Source organism: Hymenobacter humi, assembly GCF_042665855.1.
Taxonomy (GTDB): Bacteria; Bacteroidota; Bacteroidia; order Cytophagales; family Hymenobacteraceae; genus Hymenobacter; species Hymenobacter humi.
In genome coordinates this window covers 2,852,940-2,875,443 of sequence record NZ_JBHTEK010000001.1, presented here as the reverse complement: position 1 = coordinate 2,875,443, position 22,504 = coordinate 2,852,940, and the positions used below count along the sequence as shown (strand labels likewise).

Genomic DNA, 22,504 nt, shown 5'->3' with positions numbered 1-22,504 from the left:
CTCGCTACTCCCCTGCTCATGCAAGCTCCTGTTGCGCCCTACAAGCCCAAAAACCACGTTCGCATTGTAACTGCCGCCGCCTTGTTCGACGGCCACGACGCGGCCATCAACATCATGCGCCGCATCATTCAGAGCAGCGGCGCCGAGGTGATTCACCTCGGGCACAACCGCTCGGTGCAGGAAATCGTGGATTGCGCCATTCAGGAAGATGCCCAGGCCATTGCCATTACCAGCTACCAGGGCGGGCACAACGAGTACTTCAAGTACATGCACGACCTGCTGAAGCAGCGCGGCGCAGGCCACATCAAAATCTTCGGCGGCGGCGGGGGCGTGATTCTGCCCACCGAAATTGCCGAGTTGCAGGGCTATGGCATTACCCGCATCTACTCGCCCGACGATGGCCGCGCCATGGGCCTGCAGGGCATGATTAACAACCTGCTCGAGCAGGCTGACTTCCCGACTGGTCAGAATTTGAACGGGGAAGCTGACCACGTAAAAGAGAAAGATGCCCGCAGCATCGGCCGCCTGATTTCGGCGGCGGAGAACTTCCCCGAGGAGTTTGAGCGCGTGAAGAGTGAGTTGGTGGCTGAATTTCAGCTCAACGAAAACAACCAGAATCAGGAGTTGAGCTCGAAGCGCTCTGCTCCTATTCTCGGCATCACGGGCACGGGCGGTGCGGGCAAGTCGTCGCTGGTGGATGAATTGGTGCGGCGCTTTTTGATGGACTTTCCGGATAAGACCATTGCCATTATTTCCGTGGACCCCAGCAAGCGCAAGACGGGCGGGGCGCTGCTCGGCGACCGGATTCGGATGAACTCCATCAACTCGCCGCGGGTGTACATGCGCAGCCTGGCCACGCGCCAGAGCAACCTGGCTTTGTCGCGCTACGTGCAGGACGCCGTGGACGTAGTGCGCGCCGCCAACTACGACCTAATTATCCTCGAAACCTCCGGCATCGGCCAGTCGGACACCGAAATCATCGAGCACTCCGACGCCAGCCTCTACGTGATGACGCCCGAGTACGGCGCCGCCACGCAGCTGGAGAAAATCGACATGCTCGATTTCGCCGACGTCATTGCCCTTAATAAGTTCGACAAGCGCGGCGCCCTGGATGCCCTGCGCGACGTGCGCAAGCAGTACCAGCGCAACCACGGCCTGTGGGACACGCCCACAGACGAAATGCCCGTGTTCGGCACCATCGCCTCGCAGTTCAACGACCCCGGCATGAACCGGCTGTACCGTGCCGTGCTGAAGATGCTGGAGAAGAAGACCGGCGCCACCTTCGCCTCCAGCCTTGAAACCAGCACTTCGGATTCGGAGAAGATTTACATCATCCCGCCGCACCGCACGCGCTACCTCTCCGAGATTGCCGAGACGAACCGCGCCTACGACCAGCGCGTGCGCGAGCAGGCTCAGATTGCGGAAGTAGCCGGTGCCTTTGCCAAGTTGGAAGAGCACTACCGCGCCGAGAAAAAGACGGCGACAGCACGGTGGAAGAGTTCAGCAAGAACAAGCAAACCCAGCTCCGCCGCCTCGACGCCGACAGCCAGGCCATTCTGGAAAACTGGGAAAGCACGCTGCAGAACTACCGCAACCCGGAGTACGTGTACTCGGTGCGGGGCAAGGAAATCCGGGTGCAGACGCACACCAAGTCGCTGTCGGGCAACATGATTCCGAAGGTGGCCACGCCGCGCTACACCGGCTGGGGCGACCGCCTGCGCTGGGCCATGCAGGAAAACTTCCCCGGCGAATTCCCCTACACGGCCGGCGTGTTCCCGTTCAAGCGCGAGGGCGAAGACCCCACCCGCATGTTTGCCGGCGAGGGCGGGCCAGAGCGCACCAACCGCCGCTTCCACTACGTGAGCATGGGCCTGCCGGCAAAGCGCCTGAGCACGGCCTTCGACTCGGTGACGCTCTACGGCGAAGACCCCGACCTGCGGCCCGACATCTACGGCAAAATCGGCAACGCCGGCGTGAGCATTGCCTGCCTGGATGATGCCAAGAAGCTCTACTCGGGCTTCAACCTGGCCAACCCCAGCACGTCGGTGTCAATGACCATAAATGGCCCGGCCGCCACGCTGGCCGCGTTTTTCATGAACGCCGCCATCGACCAGCAGTGCGAGCTATACATCAAGGAGCACGGGCTGGAAGCAGAAGTCGATGCCAAAATTGACCAGATTTACGCTGAGAAGAACCTAGCCCGCCCCCGCTACCAGGGCGAGCTACCCGACGGTAACGACGGCCTCGGCCTGATGTTGCTCGGCGTGACCGGCGACCAGGTGCTGCCGGCCGACGTGTACGCCACCATCAAAGCCAAGACGCTGACGCAGGTGCGGGGCACGGTGCAGGCCGACATTCTGAAAGAAGACCAGGCGCAGAACACCTGCATTTTCAGCACCGAGTTTGCGCTGCGCCTTATGGGCGACGTGCAGGAATACTTCATTCAACAGAAGGTGCGGAATTTCTACTCCGTGTCCATCTCGGGCTACCATATTGCCGAAGCCGGTGCCAACCCCATTACCCAGCTGGCCCTGACGCTCTCCAACGGCTTCACCTTCGTGGAATACTACGTGAGCCGGGGCATGAGCGTGAACGACTTCGCCCCTAACCTGAGCTTCTTCTTCTCCAACGGCATCGACCCCGAGTATGCCGTGATTGGGCGGGTGGCGCGCCGCATCTGGGCCAAGGCCATGAAGCTGAAGTACGGCGCCGACGCCCGCAGCCAGATGCTGAAGTACCACATCCAGACGTCGGGCCGCAGCCTGCACGCCCAGGAAATCGACTTCAACGACATCCGCACCACGTTGCAGGCGCTGTATGCCATCTACGACAACTGCAACAGCCTGCACACCAACGCCTACGACGAGGCCATCACCACGCCCACCGAGGAATCGGTGCGCCGGGCCATGGCCATTCAGCTCATCATCAACCGCGAGTTGGGCTTGGCCAAAAACGAAAACCCGCTGCAAGGCTCCTTCATCATCGAGGAGCTAACCGACCTGGTGGAAGAGGCGGTGCTGCTCGAATTCGACCGCATCACGGAGCGCGGCGGCGTTCTCGGGGCCATGGAAACCATGTACCAGCGCGGTAAAATCCAGGAGGAAAGCATGCACTACGAGATGCTGAAGCACACCGGCGAGTACCCCATCATTGGGGTAAATACCTTCCTCTCGTCGAAGGGCTCGCCCACGGTGGTGCCGGCCGAAGTCATCCGCGCCACGGAGGAGGAAAAGCAGTACCAAATCGACATGCTCACCCTGCTGCACCAGCGCAACGCCGACCAGGCGCCGGCGCGCCTCAAGCAGCTCCAGCAAGTGGCCGTGGCCAACGGCAACCTGTTTGCCGAACTGATGGAAACGGTAAAATACTGCTCGCTGGGGCAGATTACCAACGCGCTGTTTGAGGTCGGCGGCCAGTACCGACGGAATATGTAGGTTTCGTGTTTAACCTTATTCTGAATCGTTCAAAAATCCGTCAATTGACTATGTATCAAGCATGAAGGAATTCCATCTTAAAAGCTGGCTTGCAGGAATACTTTTAACAATAGCGCTTTTGCATGTAGTACTCTTTTTCACCCTAGTCAAAACAGCAGACAGGACAATATTTAACTTTTATACCCTAGTAGGCGGCTTCATATCACTGCTGGTATAATTCTAACTTTCATTCAGCTGAAATCAGTACGCGAACAAGCTGAATCAATTAAACAATCTGTTTCAAGATATAATAATATCCTTACGCTCGTAGAAGTATCCGGGCTTTATAATCTTCTTACTGAAGCTAGAGCATATATTATTAACCGTGAATTTAAAACCGGCCATCAGAGATTATCAACCTTAAAGCCAACCATCAGTACACTTTTAAATCGCATCAGTAGGCAAAATATTAAAATTGAGCAGCAAGAGGGCGAGCCTAGCTTAAACAACTTAATATTTGACTTTAGGCAAGATGTTCACAATTTGGATGTTAGCATTTTAAATAATGACAATTTTGAAAGTATCGATTTCACAATTGTCCTAAAGCACACCGATGATTTGCTAAACTATTTCTCAAATCTGACGGAAAACCTCAAATCCCTTGACAATGAATCTTGAAAACGTCGTTCTGCTCCTAGAACAATTAACCCAAAAGACTGAAAGCCAGAAATTGCTTTGGGAAAAAACCAGCAAAACCAATTCGTATAAAGCATCCCTAAAAACAGCAACAGTTTTAGTTACCGTCGATGACAGAAACAAAGCCATTACTGGAGCTCAAAATGCTACTTATTCTTTTACGATTTATGACGAGAATAATGACAAACTATTCGAGCGTAATGCAGGTGGAATATTCAGTATATTCCACCTTCCATCGAGTCTAGATGCTTCTATTGACGAGAAAATCATTTTGTTGTTCAACTCCATTGAAGACAGTAATGGTAGGAAAATAAGCCACATAATAGACGAATTAAGAGGTCTTTGATACCCGGTTTTTTTATTGAATTGCTTAATTAGCAAAAGTTACGCTCCGCCAAATTATATCCAAATTACCATCTTTAAAGCCCTGCTTTCCCAACCTTTGGAGGGCAGGGTTTTGCGCGTAAAGGCATGAGCAATACTATTACGCCTAGTTTCAAGGTGCTTCACTTGCATCGTGTTCCCTTACAAAGCAAACCCCCAACCTTTGCCGGCCCATGAAGCACCTTATTGACCTGGCCAGCTGGAACCGGCGCGAGCATTTTGCCTTCTTCTCTGCGTTTGAGGAGCCTTTTTCGGCCTGGTGGCCACCGTTGACTGTACCCGGGCCCTGGCCAAAGCCAAGCGACTCGGCGTCCCTTTTTCCTGTACTACCTGCACGCGGCCTTGCAGGCGGTGAACCAAGTGGAAGCCTTCCGCTACCGCATCGAGGATGGGCAAGTGTACTACTACGACCGCATCCACGCCTCGGCTACCATTGGCCGGGCTGACCAGACGTTTGGGTTTTCCTTTATTGAGCACCACGACGAACTGGCGGATTTTCTGCCGACAGCCAACGCCGAAATCGCGGCTGTGCAAGCCAGCGAGGGACTGCGCCTGAACGAGCAGACCGGCCGGCCCGACGTCATCCACTTCTCAGCCATTCCGTGGGTGCGCTTCACGGGCCTGAGCCACGCTCGCAGCTTCAGCCACCCCGACAGCTGCCCCAAGATTTCGGTGGGCCAGACCTACGTGGAAGGTGGGGCTACGCTGATGCCCGTTTCCGTCAACATTCACCACGGCCTGGCCGATGGCTACCATGTGGGGCTGTTTATGGCAGCTTTTCAGGAACTGTTGGGCTAAGGGCTTGAGAACGTCTAGCAGTGAAACTAAGAAAAACCGCCCGGAAGCTACAGCAGCTTCCGGGGCGGTTTTTCTCATGGAGTTTGCTAACCAATTTTGACCAATCGAGTGCTTACTTTTTCACGGTAGCGACGGGATGAGCCTGCTTTATGGCCTTTTCGTTGATTTGAGTTACCTGGCCGGCGGCAACCAGCCACTGGCCGCTTTTCTTGACGAGAACCATGGTTACCAGGTCCCGACTGGGGGCTTCTCTGTTCGTGCCCCGGTTAACGCCGTCGGGTGGGTACGCAGCCCCAATCGCCATTTCCTCGTTCGCCACTGCCACTTCCGGGGTTAGCATCCGCACGGTCGTGTTGGACGGTTTGAAGGGCACCCCCTTATACATCTTGAAAAGCTCCTCATGGCCCTTTATCAGCTGCGACTGGCCTTTCCAGTGCATCCCCACTGGGGTGATGAAGCTGATGTCCTTGGTGGTGTAGGTTGTCATTTCCTGAAAGCGGTGGTTGTTCAGGTTGGCGTCCCAATGAGCTACTACCGCCCGGATAGCCTTATCGTCGGCGGGCGCGAGCCTGGGCCGAGGCGAGATGACTGCATAACAAACCGCCGATGCTTAGCAACAATGTTTTCATGGCATTAAGGAAAAGGGTGAAAAAGCAATTGGCGGCCCTGGGCTACATGGCCGTAAAATCAATCTATTAAGTTTGAGCTGGTATGCCTCTTGCGGAGCTTACAGCCAGGAGGTTAGGCTTGGCTGCGTCATTATAATTTAGCAATATTTTTACATTAAACAAAATTAAATCAATTTCCATGTTAAGTTATTTAGGTTGAGCCTGGTGTACAGTCCTCTTCATTGTGTCATTTGGAAGTCGGTTCAGCCCTATTGCCAAACATCCACGGGCCCTTTGGCTTACTGAGTACTGTTAATTATTCATACGCCTGCTTTTCACATTCATGCATGACCATCACCATCGCCCAGCACTCTGCCCATCCCCTCACCGTCAACCGCCTCGGCTACGGCACGATGCGCCTCACCGGTCCGGAAATCTGGGGCGAGCCGGCCAATCGCGGGGAGGCGCTGGAGATACTCAAAACGGCGGTTGGAGCAGGCGTGAATTTTCTGGATACCGCCGACTATTACGGCGAAGATGTGACCAACCGCCTGATTGCGGAAGCCCTGCATCCGTACTGGCCGGGCCTGGTAATCTGCACCAAGGTGGGCGCCACCCGCCGGCCCGATAAAAGCTGGGTGCCCTACAACACGCCCGAAAACCTGCGGGCCAGCATCGAAAACAACCTGCGTACCCTCCGGCAGGAGCAGATTCAACTGGTGCATTTGCGCCTGATGGGGCACGGCGCGGTGCCGCTGGCCGAGCAGGCTCGGGGCCATGTTTGAGATGCAGCAGGAAGGCAAAATTCTGCATGTGGGCCTGAGCAACGCGACCCGCGCCGAACTGGAAGAAGGCCTGCAACTGGGCCCCATTGCCACCGTTGAGAACATGTACAGCTACGCCCAGCGCACCACCGTGCAGCTGCCCTACGGCGCCAACCCAGGCGGCGAAGAAGTGTTGGATTTGTGTGAGCAGCACGGCATTCCGCTCATTCCCTTTTTCTCGCTGATTCACGGCCTTCCCAAGGCCGGCGACAAGCTGGCGGCAGTTGCCAAAAAGCACAACGCCTCCGAAGCGCAGGCTCAACGTTGCCTGGCTGCTGCACAAGTCGCCCTGGATACTGCCGATTCCGGGCACGTCGAAGCTGGCGCATCTGCGCGAAAACCTGCAAGCAGCAGACATCCGGCTGAGCGCCGAAGACATGGCGTTTCTGGGCTAGGCGCGCCGGCCGTTATACTATTCCGTCTGTATTCATCGTTTGGCCGGCCACGGCGGAAGCATCCTTTCGCGTGCGCCGGGGTTGTTACCGAGTGGCAAGGCATTGGGTTCGGAAGCCTAACCGCGGGGCAGACAGGCCTTGCTATTTATAGAATACATGAAGGTCGACAATAGCGGAATTTTCGACAGGCGGTTAATTTAGTCCTTATGAAACGCAGCTTTTGGTATGGCATCGGCGCCCTGCTACTAGCGGGGACGTGCCCAGCAGGGCACTTGCAAGCTCAGTCCCTGTCGGGCGTGTGGCAGGGCGTAGAAACCGACACCGGCGAGCCCGACGCCGTGTGGCCGGCCGTGCTTCGGCTGCAGAAAAGCAAGGGCACCGACCTCTTTGGCGTGCTCTACCAGGAAGTGGGCGGGCAGCCCCACATCACGGTCACGTTTCAGATGCAGGGCAAGCGTACCGACAAGGGCATGCAGCTCGACCACATCCGCAAGCTCAACGAAACCGGCCGCACCCGCAACAGCTACTGGTGCGACGGCTCCATCACGTTCACCTACGACGCGAGCCAGGAAAAGCTGACCGGCCACGCCACCTACCGCCCGGTGGGCGATTGCGACGTGGGCACCTTCACGTTTTACCGCATCAAGCTGAAATCGCCGGCTACGGTGAAGGCCGGCACCGAAAGTACCATTCGCGTATCGGGCCGCAACGTGATGTGGTACGCCGACGCCGAGCTGAAGCAGCCGCTGAACACCGGCAACACCTACCGCACCCGGCTCAACAAAACCACCACCTTCTACCTCACGCAGGGCTACTACCCCACCAGCCAGAGCCCGGTGGTGCCCATCACCATCCAGGCAACTGGCACCGTAGCGAAGGCCACGCCCAAACCTGCGCCCCCAGCACCCGCCCCGCCACCTCCCGCGCGGCCAGATACCGTACGCCCCGATACCGCGCGGCCGGCGCCGGCGCCCCCGATTATCGCGCCTACGCCCGTGGTGCTGCCCACGGTGCTTTTCAAGGTGGGCACGCCCGAGCCTGCTGCCGGAAGGCCGCCCCGCCCTCGACCAGCTGGCCGCCGAGCTCAAGGCCCGGCCCGGCGTGCGCATTCGCGTTTCGGGCTACACCGACCGCGTGGGCGAGCACGACAAAAACCAGGTGCTCTCGGAGCAGCGGGCCACCGCCGTGAAGGACTACCTGGTGAAAGCCGGCGTGGAGGCCGACCGCATCAGCACCATCGGGTACGGCGACAGCCGCCCGCTTTTCACTTCGCCCAATGCGCGCAACCGGCGCGTGGAAGTGGAGGAAGTGAAGTAGCAAGGCCTGTATTTAGCTCAGATAGTGCCGAGCCCCCAAAGCCTTTTGGAATGTAGAGACGCATATTTGCGTCTGCTGGTCTCCGCTGTTCGCAATTGTCCGCAGGGTATGGTTCTACCACGAGACACAACTACGCGTCTCTATATCCTGATTGAGTCTCGGTGCCCCCAGCAACAATCAGCTACTCACAGCGCATGAAACCCGGTAGAATTATCACGTTTGCTCTTGCCCTGCTGGGCTGCGCCCGAACCGCAGCTCAGGCCCAAGCCGGCAGCCCCTGGATTAACAAGCAGTGCGCCGTGGTGCTGACCTACGACGACGCCATCGACGTGGACCTCGACAACGCCCTGCCGGCGCTGGACTCGGTAAAGCTGAGGGGCACCTTTTACCTGATTGGCTCGTCGCCGGTGGTGGCGCGCCGGCTCAACGAGTGGCGGCAGGCGGCCAAGCGCGGGCACGAGCCGGGCAACCACGCCCTGTTTCACCCGTGCGACGGCAGCCGGCCGGGCCGCGGCTTTGTCACGCCCGACAATGACCTGAGCAAGTACACCGTGAGCCGGGCCGTAAACGAAGTACGGGTCACCAACACCTTGCTCAATGCCATCGATGGCAAAACCAACCGCACCTTCGCCTACCCCTGCGGCGACCTAGCAATTGGCAACGTTCCGTTTTACGACCAGCTTAAAAACGACTTCGTAGCGGCCCGCGGCGTTACGTCCGGCCTCCAGGCGCCCGCCCAGGTCAACCTGGACAACATCAACAGCTACATGATAAACGGCCAATCGGGCCCGCAACTGATTGAGCTGGTGAAGCAGGCGCAGCAGTCGCACACGTTGGTGGTGTTCTTGTTTCACGGCGTGGGCGGCGGCCACAGCCTCAACGTGGACCTGCAGGCCCACCGCCAGCTGCTGCGCTACCTCAAAGCCCACGAAAAAGAAATCTGGGTAGCGCCCATGGTGGAGGTGGCCAGCAAAATCAAAGCGCTGCAGCAAGCTGAATCTGCCAAAAAGTAGCAGAACTTTACTCCTCCGCACCGGCTCAAGCGCAGCTGCTTTAGCTCAATTAGTTATTCCGTGAAAAAACTTCTCCTCGCCTCCGCCATCTTCTGCTCCTACGCCGCCTCGGCGCAAAAGCTTACTTCCACCGAGCGCAAAATCGTGGCTTCGGTGCAGCAGAACATGCCCCAGTCGGAGAAGCTGCTGGAACAGCTGGTCAACATCAACAGCGGCACGCTCAACGTGAAAGGTGTGCGTGAAGTAGGCACGGTGCTCCAGAAAGAGTTTGACGCACTGGGCTTCAAAACCGAGTGGGTGGCCATGCCCGAAACCATGCAGCGCGCCGGCCACCTGGTGGCCCAGCACAAGGGCAAAAAAGGCAAGAAACTGTTTCTGATTGGGCACCTCGACACGGTGTTTGAGCTGGACATGCCTTTCACCAAGTACACCCGGCTCAACGACTCGACCGCCACGGGCCAGGGCGTAAACGACATGAGAGGCGGCGACGTGGTGATACTGGCGGCCCTGCAGGCCCTGCAAGCCAACGGCCTGCTCAGGAATGCCGGCATCACGGCTTACTTCACCGGCGACGAAGAGCGCGGCGGCAAAGGCCCCGAAGCCCGCGCCGACTTCATTGCCCGGGCCAAGCAAGCCGACGTGGCCCTCGGCTTCGAAACCGCCACCAACCTGCACACGGTGGCTACCGCCCGGCGCGGCTCCAGCACCTGGCAGCTCAAAACCTTCGGCGCGGCGGCCCATTCCTCGGGCATTTTCAAGCCGGCGGTGGGTTACGGCGCCATCTACGAAGCCGCCCGCATCCTCAATTCGTTCCGCGAAACGCTGAGCCAGGAGCAATACCTCACCTTCAACCCCGGCCTGATGGTGGGCGGCTCGGAAGTGAATTACGACGAAGCCAAAGCGCGGGGCGAGGTAGTGGGCAAGACCAACATCATCGCGCCCACCGCCTCGGTTACCGGCGATTTGCGCTTTCTGACTGAAACCCAGAAAGAGGCCGCCCGCGATAAAATGCGCGCCATCGTGGCGCAGAACCTGACGAACACCAAAGCCGAAATCACCTTCTCGGACGGCCTGCCCGGCATGGCGCCCACCCCCGGCAACCAGAAGCTGGCCGCCCTGGCCGACCAAACCAGCCGCGACCTGGGCTACGGCCCCGTTGCGGCCGGCGACCCGGGCTCGCGCGGGGGCGGCGACATTTCCTACATCGCCCAGTACGTCGACTGCCTCGACGGCCTGGGCGTGTCGGGCAAGGGCGCCCACGCGTCCGGCGAAACCATCAACCTCAAGGAATTTCCGAAGCTAGTAGAGCGCGCCGCACTCATGATTTACCGCCTCACCCGGTAGTTGAGCCACGTTTTGCCCCACTTGAGCTAACTTATAAATCCCGTGACAATGTTGCCCAACGTGGACCCAGCACCCCACCGCCACTTCCTCATCCACAAGCCCTACGGTTGCCTTAGCCAGTTCGTCACCCAGTTTTCGGGCGAGGCTAAAAAGACCATGCTGGGACAGTTTTATGACTTCCCGGCGGGCACCATGTCCATCGGCCGGCTCGACGCAGACAGCGAAGGCCTGCTCCTGCTCACCACCGACGGCAAGGTGAGCGAGCACATTCGCAGCCGGAAAATCGAGAAAGAATATTACGCCCAGGTCGATGGGCTGATTGACGACGAGGCCCTGGCCCGGATGCAGGCCGGCGTGGAAATCGGCATTCACAACGAGAAGTACCAAACCAGCCCTTGCCGCGCCTTCCGGCTGGACCCGGCGCCGGGCTTCGCGCCCCGCTCCAAGAAAATCCGCGACGACCGACACGGGCCCACCAGTTGGGTGTCCATCACGCTCACGGAAGGCAAATTCCGGCAGGTGCGCAAGATGACGGCGGCCGTGGGCTTTCCCACGCTGCGGCTGGTACGGGTGCGCGTGGGCAGCCTGCACCTGGGCGCCCTGCAGGTGGGCGAGGTGATGGAGGTGGCCGGTTTCGAAGGTTAAGGATATGTTAAATAGGCTGCATGCATAACAATTTTAGCTCAACTTTCGTATCTTTGCACCGGAATTACCACTAGGCTATTTCACTTATTGATTATGAAAAAGAACACCGCCCTATCCGTTTCCTCGCTGCTGTTGCTGGGGGCGTAAGCTATCTGGCTGCCAAACTGGCCGACCTCGACCTGACTTTCGACTTTGCCGGCGACGACGACCACCACCACTATTGCTAAACGCTATTTTATCGGTATCCACTGTTAGTTGCCTATAAACTTGTAAAAAGCCCGGCCCATTGGCCGGGCTTTTTTGTTAAGAACCCGGCCATAACGGCCGGCCGCAGCGGTTCGGCGCGGCTTTTGGAACTTTGCCCCCGCAACGGCGTAACCCATTCACCTATTCTTTCACCGGCTGTGGGCGGCGCAGTGCCAGTCGCGCCCGCAGCTCAACTTACTCCTACCCTGCACATGAACCTCGATTCCCACCAAGCTCAGGTGAGCTACATCATTGGCCGCGACCTGGCCCGCAACTTTGCCCAGCAGGGCCTCGACCTGGACGTAGACACCCTGGCCGGCGCCCTGAAGGAAGGCCTGCAGGGCCTCCCCAGCCGCCTGACCCAGGAGCAAATGCAGGCCGCCATGCAGCAGCTGCAGGAGCAGATGGGCGGCGCCGAAGACGAAGACGACAACCAAAACCCCAACACCGTGAACAACAACAAAGCCGAAGGCGAAGCCTTCCTCGCCGAAAACGCCAAGAAGCCGGGCATCACCACCCTGCCCAGCGGCCTGCAGTACGAAGTGCTGACCCAGGGCACCGGCCCGAAGCCCAGCCTGAAGTCGTCGGTGACGACGCACTACCACGGCACCCTCATCAACGGCACCGTATTCGACAGCAGCTACCAGCGCGGCCAGCCCGCCACCTTCCCCGTCAACGGCGTAATTGCCGGCTGGACAGAAGCCCTGCAGCTCATGCCCGAAGGCTCGAAGTACCGCCTCTACATCCCCTCGGACCTGGCCTATGGCAAGCGGGGCGCGGGCCGCGACATTCCCGGCGACACCGCCCTCATCTTCGACGTGGAGCTGATTAAAGTAAATAACTGAGGGGCCGTGGTGGCGGGAGCAGCTTCCGCCGCCACGCGCACCGCGGCGCCCACCTGGGCCCGCCCCAGCAGCACCCTGGCTGTTTCTGAGCCCATGAAAGACCTCGAAGCCCAGCCCCCGCTGAACCATCTTTGCCCGTGGCCCCGGAATATTCTTCCGGGGCCGCTTTGCTGAGTACACCCCTCAGCGGAGGCTACCCGGAGCCCACCCCATTTCCTGAGCCGCTGCCGACCTTGCCCACCGTGCGCAGCGACGACGGCCGCGTGGAACTCTCCGATTCCACCCTCACCGTGCGCGGGCAGTCGTTTTTGCTGCTTGAGCTGGAGCGCGCCGAGCTCACGCCCGTGCGCTGGATACTTTGGTACCTGTTGGGCGGCCTGGGTTTGGCTGCGGTTATGATTGCCTTCCTGCAAAACTGGCTGCGCACCGGCCCCGCCATGACTGGCATGGCCCTCACGGCGCTGCTGCTGGCCTACGGCCACCGCGGCACCAACCGCCTGCGCCTGCACCGGCTGGGCCGCGAGATGCTCAACTTTGCCCTGCCCGGCGAAACCCCGCCCTGGCAGCGCCTGACCGCCGAGATAAACCGCCGCATCTTCCGGGTTCACGACCACGCCGCCCGCGAAGCCGCCGCCGTGCTGGCCGCCGCCGACGAAGCCACCCGCCAAGCTGCCCAGGCCGCTCAGGAGGCCGGGAACTTCGATAATTCCTCCGGATAACTCCCGGCCCAATAACCAGCCACACTCTCCGGAGCTGCGGTCACCAGCCGTTGCCGGCTCCGTGGCTGTTACCTTCGCCCGCCGAAATCCAGTACCCCACTCACGGCAGATTATTGCTATACCCCTACTATGGCCTCTAAAACTTCGCACACGGCCATTGCCGATGTGAGCACGGACTCGAAGCATTCCCACACTGCCATCTCCAGCGCGGGCCTGCTGATTGCCCTTGGCATTATTTACGGCGACATCGGGACCTCGCCGCTCTACGTGATGTCATCCATCATCAAGAGTGCCACCGTCCCCGATTTGATTGACTCGCACCTGGTGCTGGGCGGCATCTCCTGCGTGATTTGGACGCTCACGCTCCAGACCACCATCAAGTACGTGCTGCTCACGCTGAACGCGGACAACAACGGCGAGGGCGGCATTTTCTCGCTCTACGCGCTGGTGCGCCGCCGCGGCGCCTGGCTGTCGGCAGTGGCCATTATCGGGGGCGGCCCTGCTGGCCGATGGCGTGATTACGCCGCCCATTTCGGTGTCCTCGGCCATCGAGGGGCTCAAAGCGGTGTACCCCAGCCTCACGCAGGACATGGTGGTGTACATCGTGATTGGCATCATCGCGGCCCTGTTCTTTCTGCAAAGCTTTGGCACTCAAATCGTGGGCAAGGCCTTCGGGCCGATTATGCTGGTGTGGTTCAGCATGCTGGGGGTGCTGGGCATCACCTGGGTTTTTAAGAACCCCGTTATCCTGAAAGCCTTTAACCCCTACTACGCCTACGATTTGCTGGTGCGCTACCCGGGCGGGTTCTGGCTGTTGGGCTCGGTGTTTCTCTGTACCACGGGGGCCGAGGCCTTGTATTCGGACCTGGGCCACTGCGGCAAGGGCAACATCCGCATCAGCTGGACTTTTGTGAAGAGCACCCTGCTGCTCAACTACCTGGGCCAGGGCGCGTGGCTGCTGCTGCACGAGGGCGAGAAGCTCGACGGCCAGAACCCCTTCTTTGCCCTGATGCCGCAGTGGTTTCTGCTTATCGGCATTGGCATTGCGACCATCGCGGCCATTATTGCCTCGCAGGCCCTCATCACGGGCTCGTTTACGCTGGTGGCCGAGGCCATCCGGCTCAACATGTGGCCCAAGGTGAAGCTCAACTACCCCACCGACGTGAAGGGCCAGCTCTACGTGCCCAGCATGAACCGGCTGCTGCTCCTGGGCTGCATCGGGGTGGTGCTGTACTTCCGGGAGTCTACCAATATGGAAGCAGCCTACGGCCTGGCCATCACGCTCACCATGCTGATGACCACCATTCTGCTCACGGTGTGGCTGCGGTCCAAGAAGGTGGCCCTGCCGCTGGTCATTGCCTTCGCCACGCTCTACGGCCTCATCGAAGGCGCGTTTCTCATCGCCAACATGCGCAAGTTTCCGCACGGCGGCTGGGTGTCGCTGGCCATTGGGGGCACGCTGGTGGGCGTGATGTACGTCTGGCTCAAGGCGTTTTACATCAAGCGCCGCCTCACCGAATTTGTGCGCCTGGAGCCTTACGTGGACGCCCTGAAGCAGCTCAGCGACGACGAATCCATTCCGAAATACGCCACCCACCTCGTGTTCCTGACCTCGGCTGAGCGCAGCTCTGAGATTGAGCAGAAAATCATCTATTCCATCTTCCAGAAGCGCCCCAAGCGGGCTGATATCTACTGGTTTATCCACGTCGAGACCACCGACCAGCCCTACACCATGGAATACAAGGTGACGGAAGTAGCGTCCGACGACGTGTTCCGCATCAATTTCCGGCTGGGCTTCCGGGTGCAGCAGCGCATCAACCTCTACTTCCGCAAGGTGATTGAGGACCTGGTGCGCAACAAGGAAGTGGACATCACCTCGCGCTATGAGTCGCTTAGCAAGCAGCACGTTACCGGCGACTTCCGCTTTGTGGTGCTGGAGAAGTTCCTCAGCGTCGAAAACGACTTCCCGACCATGGAGAAGCTCGTGATGCAGGCCTACTTCTACATCAAGCAGTTCATTGCATCCGAAGATCAGTACTTCGGCCTGGATACGTCTTCGGTGAAGGTGGAAAAAGTACCCATGGTAATCGCGCCGGTAGCGGAGGTGGCTTTGAAGCGTATTCGGTAATCCAATAGCAGGTTATTCTCCGCCAATAAAACCGTCTGTCATGCTGAGCCTGCGAAGCATCTTATCACGTTCGCGGCGCTCGGGGAAATAAGTGGCACTGACGAAAGCAGCCGTGATAAGATGCTTCCTTCGTCAGCATGACAGATGGTAGGTTCAAAAACAAAAAAGCCCCGTGCTACCAGCACGGGGCTTTTTTGTGGCAGGCCATTAGCCTACTTCGTTGGGCCGAGCCAGCGAGCCAGCACGCGCTGCTGGGCAGCAGTTGGGCTGGCCACGGGCTGAATCTGGTATTTGCGGTCGGTATCGGCGATGGTCTTGAGCGTGATTTCGCGGGGCAGACCGTCGCGGCGAACCTGCAGCTTAATCTCCGTACCCACGGGGCTGTTGACGAGCTGCTTCATCGTCTCGTCGCCGGGAGCAGCGCCGTTGATGAGCAGTACCTCGTCGTTCACGTTCAGGCCCCCGGTCCAGGCAGCGCCGTCGCGCTTCACGGCCGCGACCAGCAGGCGGCCGGTGCGGTTCGAGAACGCCGCGCCCAGGGTCCCGTTCGGGTTCAGCGGCGACACGTTCAGGGCCAGGCCGGCGTAGCCCAGGGCCGTGGCGTAGTCCAGCGTTTTGGTGCCGTACACACTGTTCTGGAAGAACTCATCGTAGCGGCGGCCGGCCACCGTGGCCACGGCGTCCTGGAACTCCTTGTCGGTAAAGCCCCGGCCCGCCTTCTTGTAGTAGGTGTCGTAGAGCAGGCGGAACACGTCGTCGAGGTGCTTCTCGCCCTTGGTGGCTTCGGCAATGTTCAGGTCCAGTACCGCGCCAATTACCTCGCCTTTGCTGTAATAATCTATCTGGGAGTTGCGCGAATTTTCGTTGGGGCGGTATTGCTTAATCCAGGCGTCAAAGCTGGACTCGGCGGCCGACTGCACCTTGTTGCCAGGAGTATTCTCCACGCCGGCAATGCTCTCGCCGAGCTTGTTCAGGTATTCGTCGCGCGAGCTGTAGCCGGCCCGCTCGTTGATTAGCGCAGCGTAGTAGGACGTAATGCCTTCGCTTACCCACAGCATATGCGTGTAGTTTTCCTGGTCGTAGTTGAAAGGCCCCAGTGCCACCGGGCGAATGCGCTTCACGTTCCAGAGGTGGAAGTACTCGTGCGCAGCCAGGTTCAGGAAGGACTTGTAGCCGGCCTCGGTGTTGTAGGTTGTGCGCCCCACTTCCAGGGTGGTGGAGTTGAGGTGCTCCAGGCCGCCGCCGCCGCGCTCCAGGTTGTGCACGATGAAGAGGTAGCGGTCGAGCGGGTTTTGCCCCACCACGCGGTGGGCTTCCTCGCACACTTTCTTCAGGTCGGCCACCAGCTTGGCCTCGTCGGCCTGGTAGGTGCCGTACATGGCCACCTGGTGGGGCGTGCCATTAGCCGTGAATTCGAGCACCTTCTGGTTGCCGATTTCAATGGGCGAGTCGGCCAGTTCGTCGTAGCTGGCCGACTTGTAGGTGAACTTGCCCGTCCCGGGCTTCAGCGCGGTGCTCACCTGCGACCAGCCCGCGGCTGGCTGCACCACCACGGTGCTGCCCAGCATCTTGTTATCGGCCGGGTACATGAACACGCTGGTGCCGTTGAGGTAGCCGTGGTCGGCGTCAATAAACGAGGTGCGCACCGTCGCTCGAAGGCGTACACGCGGTAGCTCACCTGGAAGTTGGCCTGCTTGGGGTGGCGCACCCGCCAGGTGTTTTTGTTGAGCTTCTCCACCGCCAGGGCCTGGCCGCTGGCCGTGCGGGCCTGGAAGCCCTCCACGTTCTTCGAATACTCGCGCACCAGGTAAGAGCCCGGGGCCCACACGGGCATTTTCACGTCGGTATAGTCGGCCGGAAAGCCGCCCAACTCCATCTTCACTTCGAAGTAGTGGGTCTGGGGGGCGGGCATGGCCAGGGTATAGCGCAGCGTGGGCACCACGGCCGCCGGGCGGGCCTGGGCCGTGAGCCCGCCCGCCAGCAAAAGGGCCAGCGCCGTTTGGCAAAGGTGCATTTTTGAATTTCTGAGCATTTGCAATGTTATAAGATGAACCAAGGGCACAAAGTAAGCCCAGCGGGCTGCCTCCAACCTAGCAGATAGCTGGGCCGTTAGGAACTATCGTGGCGCCTGCTCTTGGCGCCAACTTTGCTCTGAATTGTATTATGCGTTACGTGTGGATGGTATTTGTGGGATTATTGGTGGCCATGGCCCTTGTGCTGCCGCGGCTCAATCGGTCGGCGCCTCCCGCCAAGCGCGCCATGTGGGCCAGGAGCAAGCCCGCAGCCCTGGCGGCTGAAGGGGTTTCGTCCTCGTTCACGGCGCTGCGCGAGGGGGCAAATGCTCCCCTGGCTGCCCGCGCCGACAGCGTTGTGGCGTTCGGGCTGGCGCAGCGGGGCACGCCCTACGTGTACGCGGGCACTTCTCCCCTCACTGGGTTCGACTGCTCGGGCTTTATTATGTACACCTTTGCCCGGTTCGGGGTGGATGTGCCGCATTCCACGGCCCTGCTCATCAACGTGGGCCAGCCCGTGGAACGCGCCGCAGCCCAGCGGGGCGACATCGTGGTGTTTACCGGCACTTCGCCCACCAGCACAACGCCAGGGCACGCGGGCATTGTGATAACCGAGCGCGGCGAGGTCCCGCTGCGGTTTGTGCACTCCTCCTCAGCCCGGCGCGAGTCGGGCGTAAAAGTGAGCCAGGTGGAGGGCACCGACTACGAGCGGCGCTTTATGCAGGTGCGGCGCGTGCTGGGTCCCGGCGCCATGCCCGCGGCCCGGCCCGGCGTCCGGCCGGGGGCGGCTCCTCGTAGCGCGGCTGCCATTGCGGCCTTGCCGGCCCGCACAGTGCCCGTGGAACCCGTAGCCGCGCCGGCCCCCACCCGACCCACCACCTTGCCCGTGAAGAAAGTGGCTAAATCTTCGGTGAAGAAAAGCCCCGCGGTGGCAGCCAAGAAGAAACCCGTGGCCAAAAAAGCGGTGGCCAAAAAGCCGGTGGCAAGGCGCAAGACGCCCGCCAAAAGGGCTCCTGCCAAAACCACCCGCAGCACAACAACGCGCAAGTAATTCAGCCCAAAGCGCCAGCACAAACGCCCTGTAACGAAGCGATGCCCGGCCTGCCTCTGCCGGCCCACTAAAGGGCGGCTGGGCAAACCGGGCATCTAATCCTTCAAATCTTACCAAGCGGCGAAACTGGGGTACAGTTCCGGCGTCCTAAGCGTAAGACCTGGCCGAATGTGGGCAGCCTTAGGAGCTACCCCACGAAGCTGTTGTTAGGCGCGTACTGCGGTGAAGCGTACGACATTCGACAGGCTTGGCAGGATTTGTTTGGGACTACTAGACATTTTGTACCTCCTTTCTTTACGTTCGACATAACACTCATTCGCGCGGCCCAGCACCTTAGGGCTGCTTGAATGAGGCCGTAGCACTCACTACTGGACGGTAAAGTTAATAGCCGGAAGTAAGGTTCAAAATCCAGGGCCATAATTTCCGGCAAACCGGCCCCCATTATGCCTTTATGGCTGATTTACAGCTATATTCTTTTCGCCTAATTTGAAATTTCCGCTAAGGTTTAGAGGGCCAGCTAGAACTTGGCCGTAAACTTGCCTATATGCCATCAAACGTTTGCGGTGCACGCTCCGAAAATTTTCCCTTACCTTTTCCTTCCAATCAAACCCCTTGCTCTTTAAGAAATGAAAAAAACCCTGCTCTTGCTAGTTGCCCTCGTGCTGGGCGTAGCCGGTATGGCTTCCGCCCAAACCATGTCTCCGCTTGGGATTTGGACCAACGCGGAGAAAAAGCCACGTTTGAAATTTACCGCTGCGGCAACAACCTCTGCGGCAAAATTGTGAGCCTCACCGTTCCAAACGACCCCGCCACCGGCAAGCCCAAGACCGACTCGCAAAACCCCGACCCGAAGCTCCGCAACCGCCCCCGCCTGGGCCTCGTGTTTATGCAGGGCTTTAAGTACGACGACGACAACAAGTGGGACGATGGCAAAATCTACGACCCCGAAAGCGGCAAGACCTACTCCTGCTACATGAAAATGGAGAGCGCCAATACCATGGAGGTGAAAGGCTACATCGGCTTTTCGCTCATTGGCAAGTCCCAGAGCTGGACCCGCGTAAAGTAAACGCCGCCCCGGTTGACCGGTACCATTTGCCCAGGCCGGCTCCCCATCGGGAGCCGGTCTTTGTTTGTAGCCGGCAGAAAAATGGCCGCCTCTCCCCTTGCGAGCCAGAAACTATTTACCCAAGCCCCTGTTCTGAATCGAATAACCGTCCACGTTTTGCTCAATTTCCTACAAAAACTGTTTCGCCCCCAGGCGGGTGCACCGGCCCAGTGGCACGCGGTGGCCCTCACGCCGGCGCAGGCGCAGCGGCACGCGCGCTGGGTGGAGCAGCAGGTGTTTCTCAACTGGCTGGGCCCCTACTTCAAGGCCTACCACCTGCGCAAAGGCGGGGCGGCGGGCACGCGGGGCTTTCAGGTGCAGTTGATGCAGGAAAGTGGCCGCCAGGGCGCCCTGCTCCTGTTCGACCCCAGCATCGGGCCCGGCAACTTCCGGCATTTCTATGAGCACCTGGGCGAGCGGCTGCTGGGCCTGGGCTACCACCGCGCCTGCGCCGACCAGTGCACCAAGCGCCACGACCACCACACCGAAACCGCGCTCAAGCAGCTCTTCAAGCCCAACCCCACCGACTGCCCCCACACCGGGCACTGCAACCAACGCTTCGGCTTGGTTACCATCGACTTGGTGGCCATGAACCTGCAGCCGCTGTTCATTCGCATCACCAGCAACCCCCTGCTCGAGCCCGGCTTTACGCCGGCGCACAGCTTTGATGAATTGTTGAAAGCGCTGCTGGAGGCCCCGCCGGCCGATGCCGCCGTGCAGGCCCGGATAAGCGAATACCACGATGTATTTTAGAGTCGCCTCGTTGCTGCTTACCCATCAAAAAAGCCGTCCCCTAGCAGGAACGGCTTTTTTGTTGAATGCAAACGGGCGTTTACTCCCGGATAAACCGGCCCTGGCCCAAAACCTCACCACTGGCGCCGAACACCCGCAGGTGGTAAAGCCCCGAGGCCAACCGGCTGGTATTGAGCTGTGGCTGAGACGCCTGCACGGGCTGGCGCAGCACCACGCGGCCCAGCACGTCGAGCACTTGAGCCGTGGCACTCCCGGCGGGCAGGTTGGCCGCCTGGAGCTGCTCGCGGGCCGGGTTGGGAAAGAACGTGAAGGGTAACTCATCCGCCTTGGGAAGCTGCAAAGTGTTGTCCCGGTTGAAAGTGGCGCCGCCAAAGTTGAGTATCCACTGGTCGGGGTCTACTTCCACGCCGGCCACGGTTCCGTTCACCGGGAATTGGTAGTCTTCCACCGGCTGGCCTTGGCGCAGCCGCACGGTTTTGGTGGTGCCGTCGGTGAATTTGAGCAGATAATCGACGTCCGTTTCAAAAAACGGGGTAACGGCCGGCACCGAGGTCGTTTCGGTCACCCGCAGCAAAAAGGTTGTGTCAAACTGGTTCCAGCGCACATTAAAGGTCGGGTAGCCCTTGCCCTTATACCATTGCTGAAAGAAATAGCCCAACGGCCGGCCCGCTTCGGCCTCAAACACGCGCTGCAAATCGGCGGTGCGGGCCGTGGAGCCGCGAAACTGGGTTTGGTACGTGCGCAGGGCCCGGAAAAACTTGGCGTCGTCGTTGAGCAGGTAGCGCAGCATGTGAATGACGCCGGCCCCTTTTTTATAGCTCAGCCGGGAGTCGAAGATGCGGCCCACGCTGGTGGTATCGTCCGCGTACACGCTGCCCGAGCTGGCCAGGGCCGAGTTGTGCGCGCTGTTCATCCAGGGCCGGGCGTTGGCGGGGTCAAAGGCCTGCAGCGAGAGGTACTCGCCATAGGAGGCAAAGCCTTCGTTGAGCCAGATATCAGCCCGCCTGGCGCAGGTCACGTTGTCGCCAAACCACTGATGGAACAGCTCGTGGGCCGTGAGCGTGAAGCTGAAGCCGTCCTGCGTGGTCATAGTCTGGTGCTCCATGCCGCCGAAGATGGGCGCGGAAGCGTGGCCGTACTTTTCGTCGGCAAAAGGATAGAGTCCGGCCAGCGCCGAGTAGTTTTCGATGAAGCCGGGCGTGAGGTCAATCTTGCTTTTCCAGTAGTCGAGGTAGCTTTGGTTGTACACGTAGTTGACCACGGCAATGCGCGGGCCGCCCGTGGGGTTGGCGTAATTGACGTACTCCACGTAAGGCGCCACCGACACCGAAATCAGGTAATAATCAATGGGGTGGCGGGATTTCCACTCGTAGCGGGCCTTGTTGCCGGGCAGCGGCACGGTGCGTACCAGCACGCCGTTGGAGCCGACCTTGTTGGGCAACGTGGTGGTCACCCACACGTCGGTGGAGTCGGCTTTGTCGGTGAGCACCTGCTTGCATGGGAACCACTCGTGCGCCGAAAAAGGCTCCGAGAGCGACCATGTCACGCTGTAGGGAAAGGTGGGCGCCCCGCTGTAGGTGTCGAGGTGCACCGAGCTGCGGGTGCTCAGCCCGTTGCCAATGGCGGCGGAGTTGCCGCTCGGCGCGGTACCGTGGTAGTAGATGCGGGCATCGGCCAGGGTATTGGCCGGGGCAAGTTGAGCCAGCTTGGCCGTGGCATCGGGCCCGGCGCGCCGGATGCCGGGCGACCTCCGGCCGTTGACCACCACCGAGTCGATGAGCAGCGTGGCCGTACCCGCCGGCGAGCCGGCCGGCGCCTGGTAGAGTTCAAAAGCCAGGGAGTCGAGGGCCTGGGCGCCCACCCGGATGCGCATCCACACCGAGCCGGCCACGTTCAGCGAGTTGTTTTCGAGGGCCAGGTCCAGCTTGTAGTACTTCACGTCGTACCGGTCCATTTTGCGGCGGTGCGGCACCGATGCCGTTGGGGACTGCAAGGCCGATTGCACCCGGGCCTCAGCACAGAGCAGGCCGGCATTTAGCTCAACCTGGCTCATGGCGCGGCCCGCGGCCGGCTTCGTGACCTGAGCCGCCTGCTGTGGGGCCGCCAGCAGCACCGTGAATAATAAAGCGTAGAAATAGGGGCGCATCGGGAAAAGTACGTTCACAACAATTCAATTTCCGGCCAAGTTAAGAAGCCAGGCCACGGGCC

At 59.8% G+C, this 22,504-nt stretch carries 17 protein-coding genes and 4 pseudogenes; 17 read left to right on the top strand and 4 right to left on the bottom strand.

The features are described from left to right. Positions 1-18 precede the first annotated feature (18 nt). From ACFQT0_RS16170 to ACFQT0_RS16155, 4 genes and pseudogenes are all read left to right on the top strand, one after another. A pseudogene (locus ACFQT0_RS16170) lies at positions 19-1,393 on the top strand (cobalamin-dependent protein); the annotation flags it as partial. A gap of 208 nt (positions 1,394-1,601) precedes the next feature. Next, positions 1,602-3,434, top strand: a pseudogene (locus tag ACFQT0_RS16165) (methylmalonyl-CoA mutase family protein); the annotation flags it as partial. A 646-nt stretch (positions 3,435-4,080) separates the two neighbouring features. Beyond that, positions 4,081-4,455 carry a hypothetical protein gene (locus ACFQT0_RS16160; protein WP_380204280.1) on the top strand — a complete coding sequence of 125 codons (375 nt, stop codon included), beginning with the start codon at positions 4,081-4,083 and terminating at the stop codon, positions 4,453-4,455. 389 nt (positions 4,456-4,844) lie between these two features. Beyond that, entirely contained in the window at positions 4,845-5,291 is a 447-nt protein-coding gene (locus ACFQT0_RS16155) for a CatA-like O-acetyltransferase (RefSeq protein WP_380206047.1), read from the top strand. Positions 5,292-5,403: 112 nt separating this feature from the next. On the opposite strand, the gene ACFQT0_RS16150 is transcribed toward ACFQT0_RS16155, so the two are convergent. Then, complete coding sequence (locus tag ACFQT0_RS16150) at positions 5,404-5,835, bottom strand: SgcJ/EcaC family oxidoreductase (protein ID WP_380206046.1); 432 nt, start codon at positions 5,833-5,835, stop codon at positions 5,404-5,406. Positions 5,836-6,246: 411 nt separating this feature from the next. Between ACFQT0_RS16150 and ACFQT0_RS16145 the strand changes: the two genes are divergently transcribed. The 9 genes and pseudogenes from ACFQT0_RS16145 to ACFQT0_RS16100 all read left to right on the top strand — a co-directional run bounded on the left by ACFQT0_RS16145 (position 6,247) and on the right by ACFQT0_RS16100 (position 15,375). Continuing rightward, the gene (locus ACFQT0_RS16145) at positions 6,247-6,684 is read left to right on the top strand and encodes an aldo/keto reductase (RefSeq protein WP_380204278.1); all 438 of its coding nucleotides are present in this window, start codon (positions 6,247-6,249) and stop codon (positions 6,682-6,684) included. Continuing rightward, positions 6,677-7,291, top strand: coding sequence for an aldo/keto reductase (locus ACFQT0_RS31690; protein ID WP_449272072.1), 615 nt, complete (start codon positions 6,677-6,679; stop codon positions 7,289-7,291). The genes ACFQT0_RS16145 and ACFQT0_RS31690 overlap by 8 nt, the downstream gene beginning before the upstream one ends. Positions 7,292-7,324: 33 nt before the next feature. Further along, the gene (locus ACFQT0_RS31685) at positions 7,325-8,491 is read left to right on the top strand and encodes a hypothetical protein (protein WP_449272071.1); all 1,167 of its coding nucleotides are present in this window, start codon (positions 7,325-7,327) and stop codon (positions 8,489-8,491) included. Positions 8,492-8,629: 138 nt separating this feature from the next. After that, positions 8,630-9,448, top strand: coding sequence for a polysaccharide deacetylase family protein (locus tag ACFQT0_RS16125; protein WP_380204276.1), 819 nt, complete (start codon positions 8,630-8,632; stop codon positions 9,446-9,448). Positions 9,449-9,508: 60 nt separating this feature from the next. Then, complete coding sequence (locus ACFQT0_RS16120; RefSeq protein ID WP_380204274.1) at positions 9,509-10,792, top strand: M20/M25/M40 family metallo-hydrolase; 1,284 nt, start codon at positions 9,509-9,511, stop codon at positions 10,790-10,792. Between the two features lie 48 nt (positions 10,793-10,840). Further along, positions 10,841-11,437 (top strand): pseudouridine synthase, encoded by a 597-nt coding sequence (locus ACFQT0_RS16115; protein WP_380206043.1) that lies wholly within the window; start codon positions 10,841-10,843, stop codon positions 11,435-11,437. Positions 11,438-11,841: 404 nt separating this feature from the next. Further along, the gene (locus ACFQT0_RS16110) at positions 11,842-12,528 is read left to right on the top strand and encodes an FKBP-type peptidyl-prolyl cis-trans isomerase (RefSeq protein ID WP_449272070.1); all 687 of its coding nucleotides are present in this window, start codon (positions 11,842-11,844) and stop codon (positions 12,526-12,528) included. Between the two features lie 242 nt (positions 12,529-12,770). After that, positions 12,771-13,247 carry a hypothetical protein gene (locus ACFQT0_RS16105; RefSeq protein ID WP_380204272.1) on the top strand — a complete coding sequence of 159 codons (477 nt, stop codon included), beginning with the start codon at positions 12,771-12,773 and terminating at the stop codon, positions 13,245-13,247. Between the two features lie 129 nt (positions 13,248-13,376). Next, positions 13,377-15,375: pseudogene (locus tag ACFQT0_RS16100) on the top strand (KUP/HAK/KT family potassium transporter). Positions 15,376-15,587: 212 nt separating this feature from the next. Here ACFQT0_RS16100 and ACFQT0_RS16095 read toward each other — a convergent pair. Next, on the bottom strand, positions 15,588-16,754 hold the full coding sequence (locus ACFQT0_RS16095) for a M61 family metallopeptidase (RefSeq protein WP_380206041.1): 1,167 nt from the start codon (positions 16,752-16,754) through the stop codon (positions 15,588-15,590). A 108-nt stretch (positions 16,755-16,862) separates the two neighbouring features. Continuing rightward, a pseudogene (locus ACFQT0_RS16090) lies at positions 16,863-17,251 on the bottom strand (M61 family metallopeptidase); the annotation flags it as partial. A gap of 287 nt (positions 17,252-17,538) precedes the next feature. Between ACFQT0_RS16090 and ACFQT0_RS16085 the strand changes: the two are divergent. From ACFQT0_RS16085 to ACFQT0_RS16070, 4 genes are all read left to right on the top strand, one after another. Further along, the gene (locus tag ACFQT0_RS16085; RefSeq protein ID WP_380204271.1) at positions 17,539-18,438 is read left to right on the top strand and encodes a C40 family peptidase; all 900 of its coding nucleotides are present in this window, start codon (positions 17,539-17,541) and stop codon (positions 18,436-18,438) included. A gap of 626 nt (positions 18,439-19,064) precedes the next feature. Beyond that, a complete protein-coding gene (locus tag ACFQT0_RS16080; RefSeq protein WP_380206171.1) occupies positions 19,065-19,223 on the top strand; it encodes a hypothetical protein in 159 nt (52 codons plus the stop codon). Next, positions 19,151-19,504 (top strand): DUF2147 domain-containing protein, encoded by a 354-nt coding sequence (locus ACFQT0_RS16075; RefSeq protein ID WP_380204269.1) that lies wholly within the window; start codon positions 19,151-19,153, stop codon positions 19,502-19,504. The genes ACFQT0_RS16080 and ACFQT0_RS16075 overlap by 73 nt, the downstream gene beginning before the upstream one ends. Positions 19,505-19,660: 156 nt before the next feature. Further along, a complete protein-coding gene (locus ACFQT0_RS16070; protein WP_380204267.1) occupies positions 19,661-20,296 on the top strand; it encodes a hypothetical protein in 636 nt (211 codons plus the stop codon). 79 nt (positions 20,297-20,375) lie between these two features. Here the strand turns inward: ACFQT0_RS16070 and ACFQT0_RS16065 are convergent, their stop codons facing one another. Next, positions 20,376-22,442 (bottom strand): M1 family aminopeptidase, encoded by a 2,067-nt coding sequence (locus tag ACFQT0_RS16065; RefSeq protein WP_380204265.1) that lies wholly within the window; start codon positions 22,440-22,442, stop codon positions 20,376-20,378. Positions 22,443-22,504: the final 62 nt, after the last annotated feature.

What these genes read in the sequence shown, in the direction of transcription:
- ACFQT0_RS16160 (WP_380204280.1), top strand. Translation starts at nt 4,081, where the DNA reads ATGAATCTTGAAAACGTCGTTCTGCTCCTAGAACAATTAACCCAAAAG.
- ACFQT0_RS31690 (WP_449272072.1), top strand. Translation starts at nt 6,677, where the DNA reads ATGTTTGAGATGCAGCAGGAAGGCAAAATTCTGCATGTGGGCCTGAGC.
- ACFQT0_RS16080 (WP_380206171.1), top strand. Translation starts at nt 19,065, where the DNA reads ATGAAAAAAACCCTGCTCTTGCTAGTTGCCCTCGTGCTGGGCGTAGCC.
- ACFQT0_RS16085 (WP_380204271.1), top strand. Translation starts at nt 17,539, where the DNA reads ATGCGTTACGTGTGGATGGTATTTGTGGGATTATTGGTGGCCATGGCC.
- ACFQT0_RS16145 (WP_380204278.1), top strand. Translation starts at nt 6,247, where the DNA reads ATGACCATCACCATCGCCCAGCACTCTGCCCATCCCCTCACCGTCAAC.
- ACFQT0_RS16065 (WP_380204265.1), bottom strand. Translation starts at nt 22,442, where the DNA reads ATGCGCCCCTATTTCTACGCTTTATTATTCACGGTGCTGCTGGCGGCC.
- ACFQT0_RS16125 (WP_380204276.1), top strand. Translation starts at nt 8,630, where the DNA reads ATGAAACCCGGTAGAATTATCACGTTTGCTCTTGCCCTGCTGGGCTGC.
- ACFQT0_RS16115 (WP_380206043.1), top strand. Translation starts at nt 10,841, where the DNA reads ATGTTGCCCAACGTGGACCCAGCACCCCACCGCCACTTCCTCATCCAC.
- ACFQT0_RS16095 (WP_380206041.1), bottom strand. Translation starts at nt 16,754, where the DNA reads ATGTACGGCACCTACCAGGCCGACGAGGCCAAGCTGGTGGCCGACCTG.
- ACFQT0_RS31685 (WP_449272071.1), top strand. Translation starts at nt 7,325, where the DNA reads ATGAAACGCAGCTTTTGGTATGGCATCGGCGCCCTGCTACTAGCGGGG.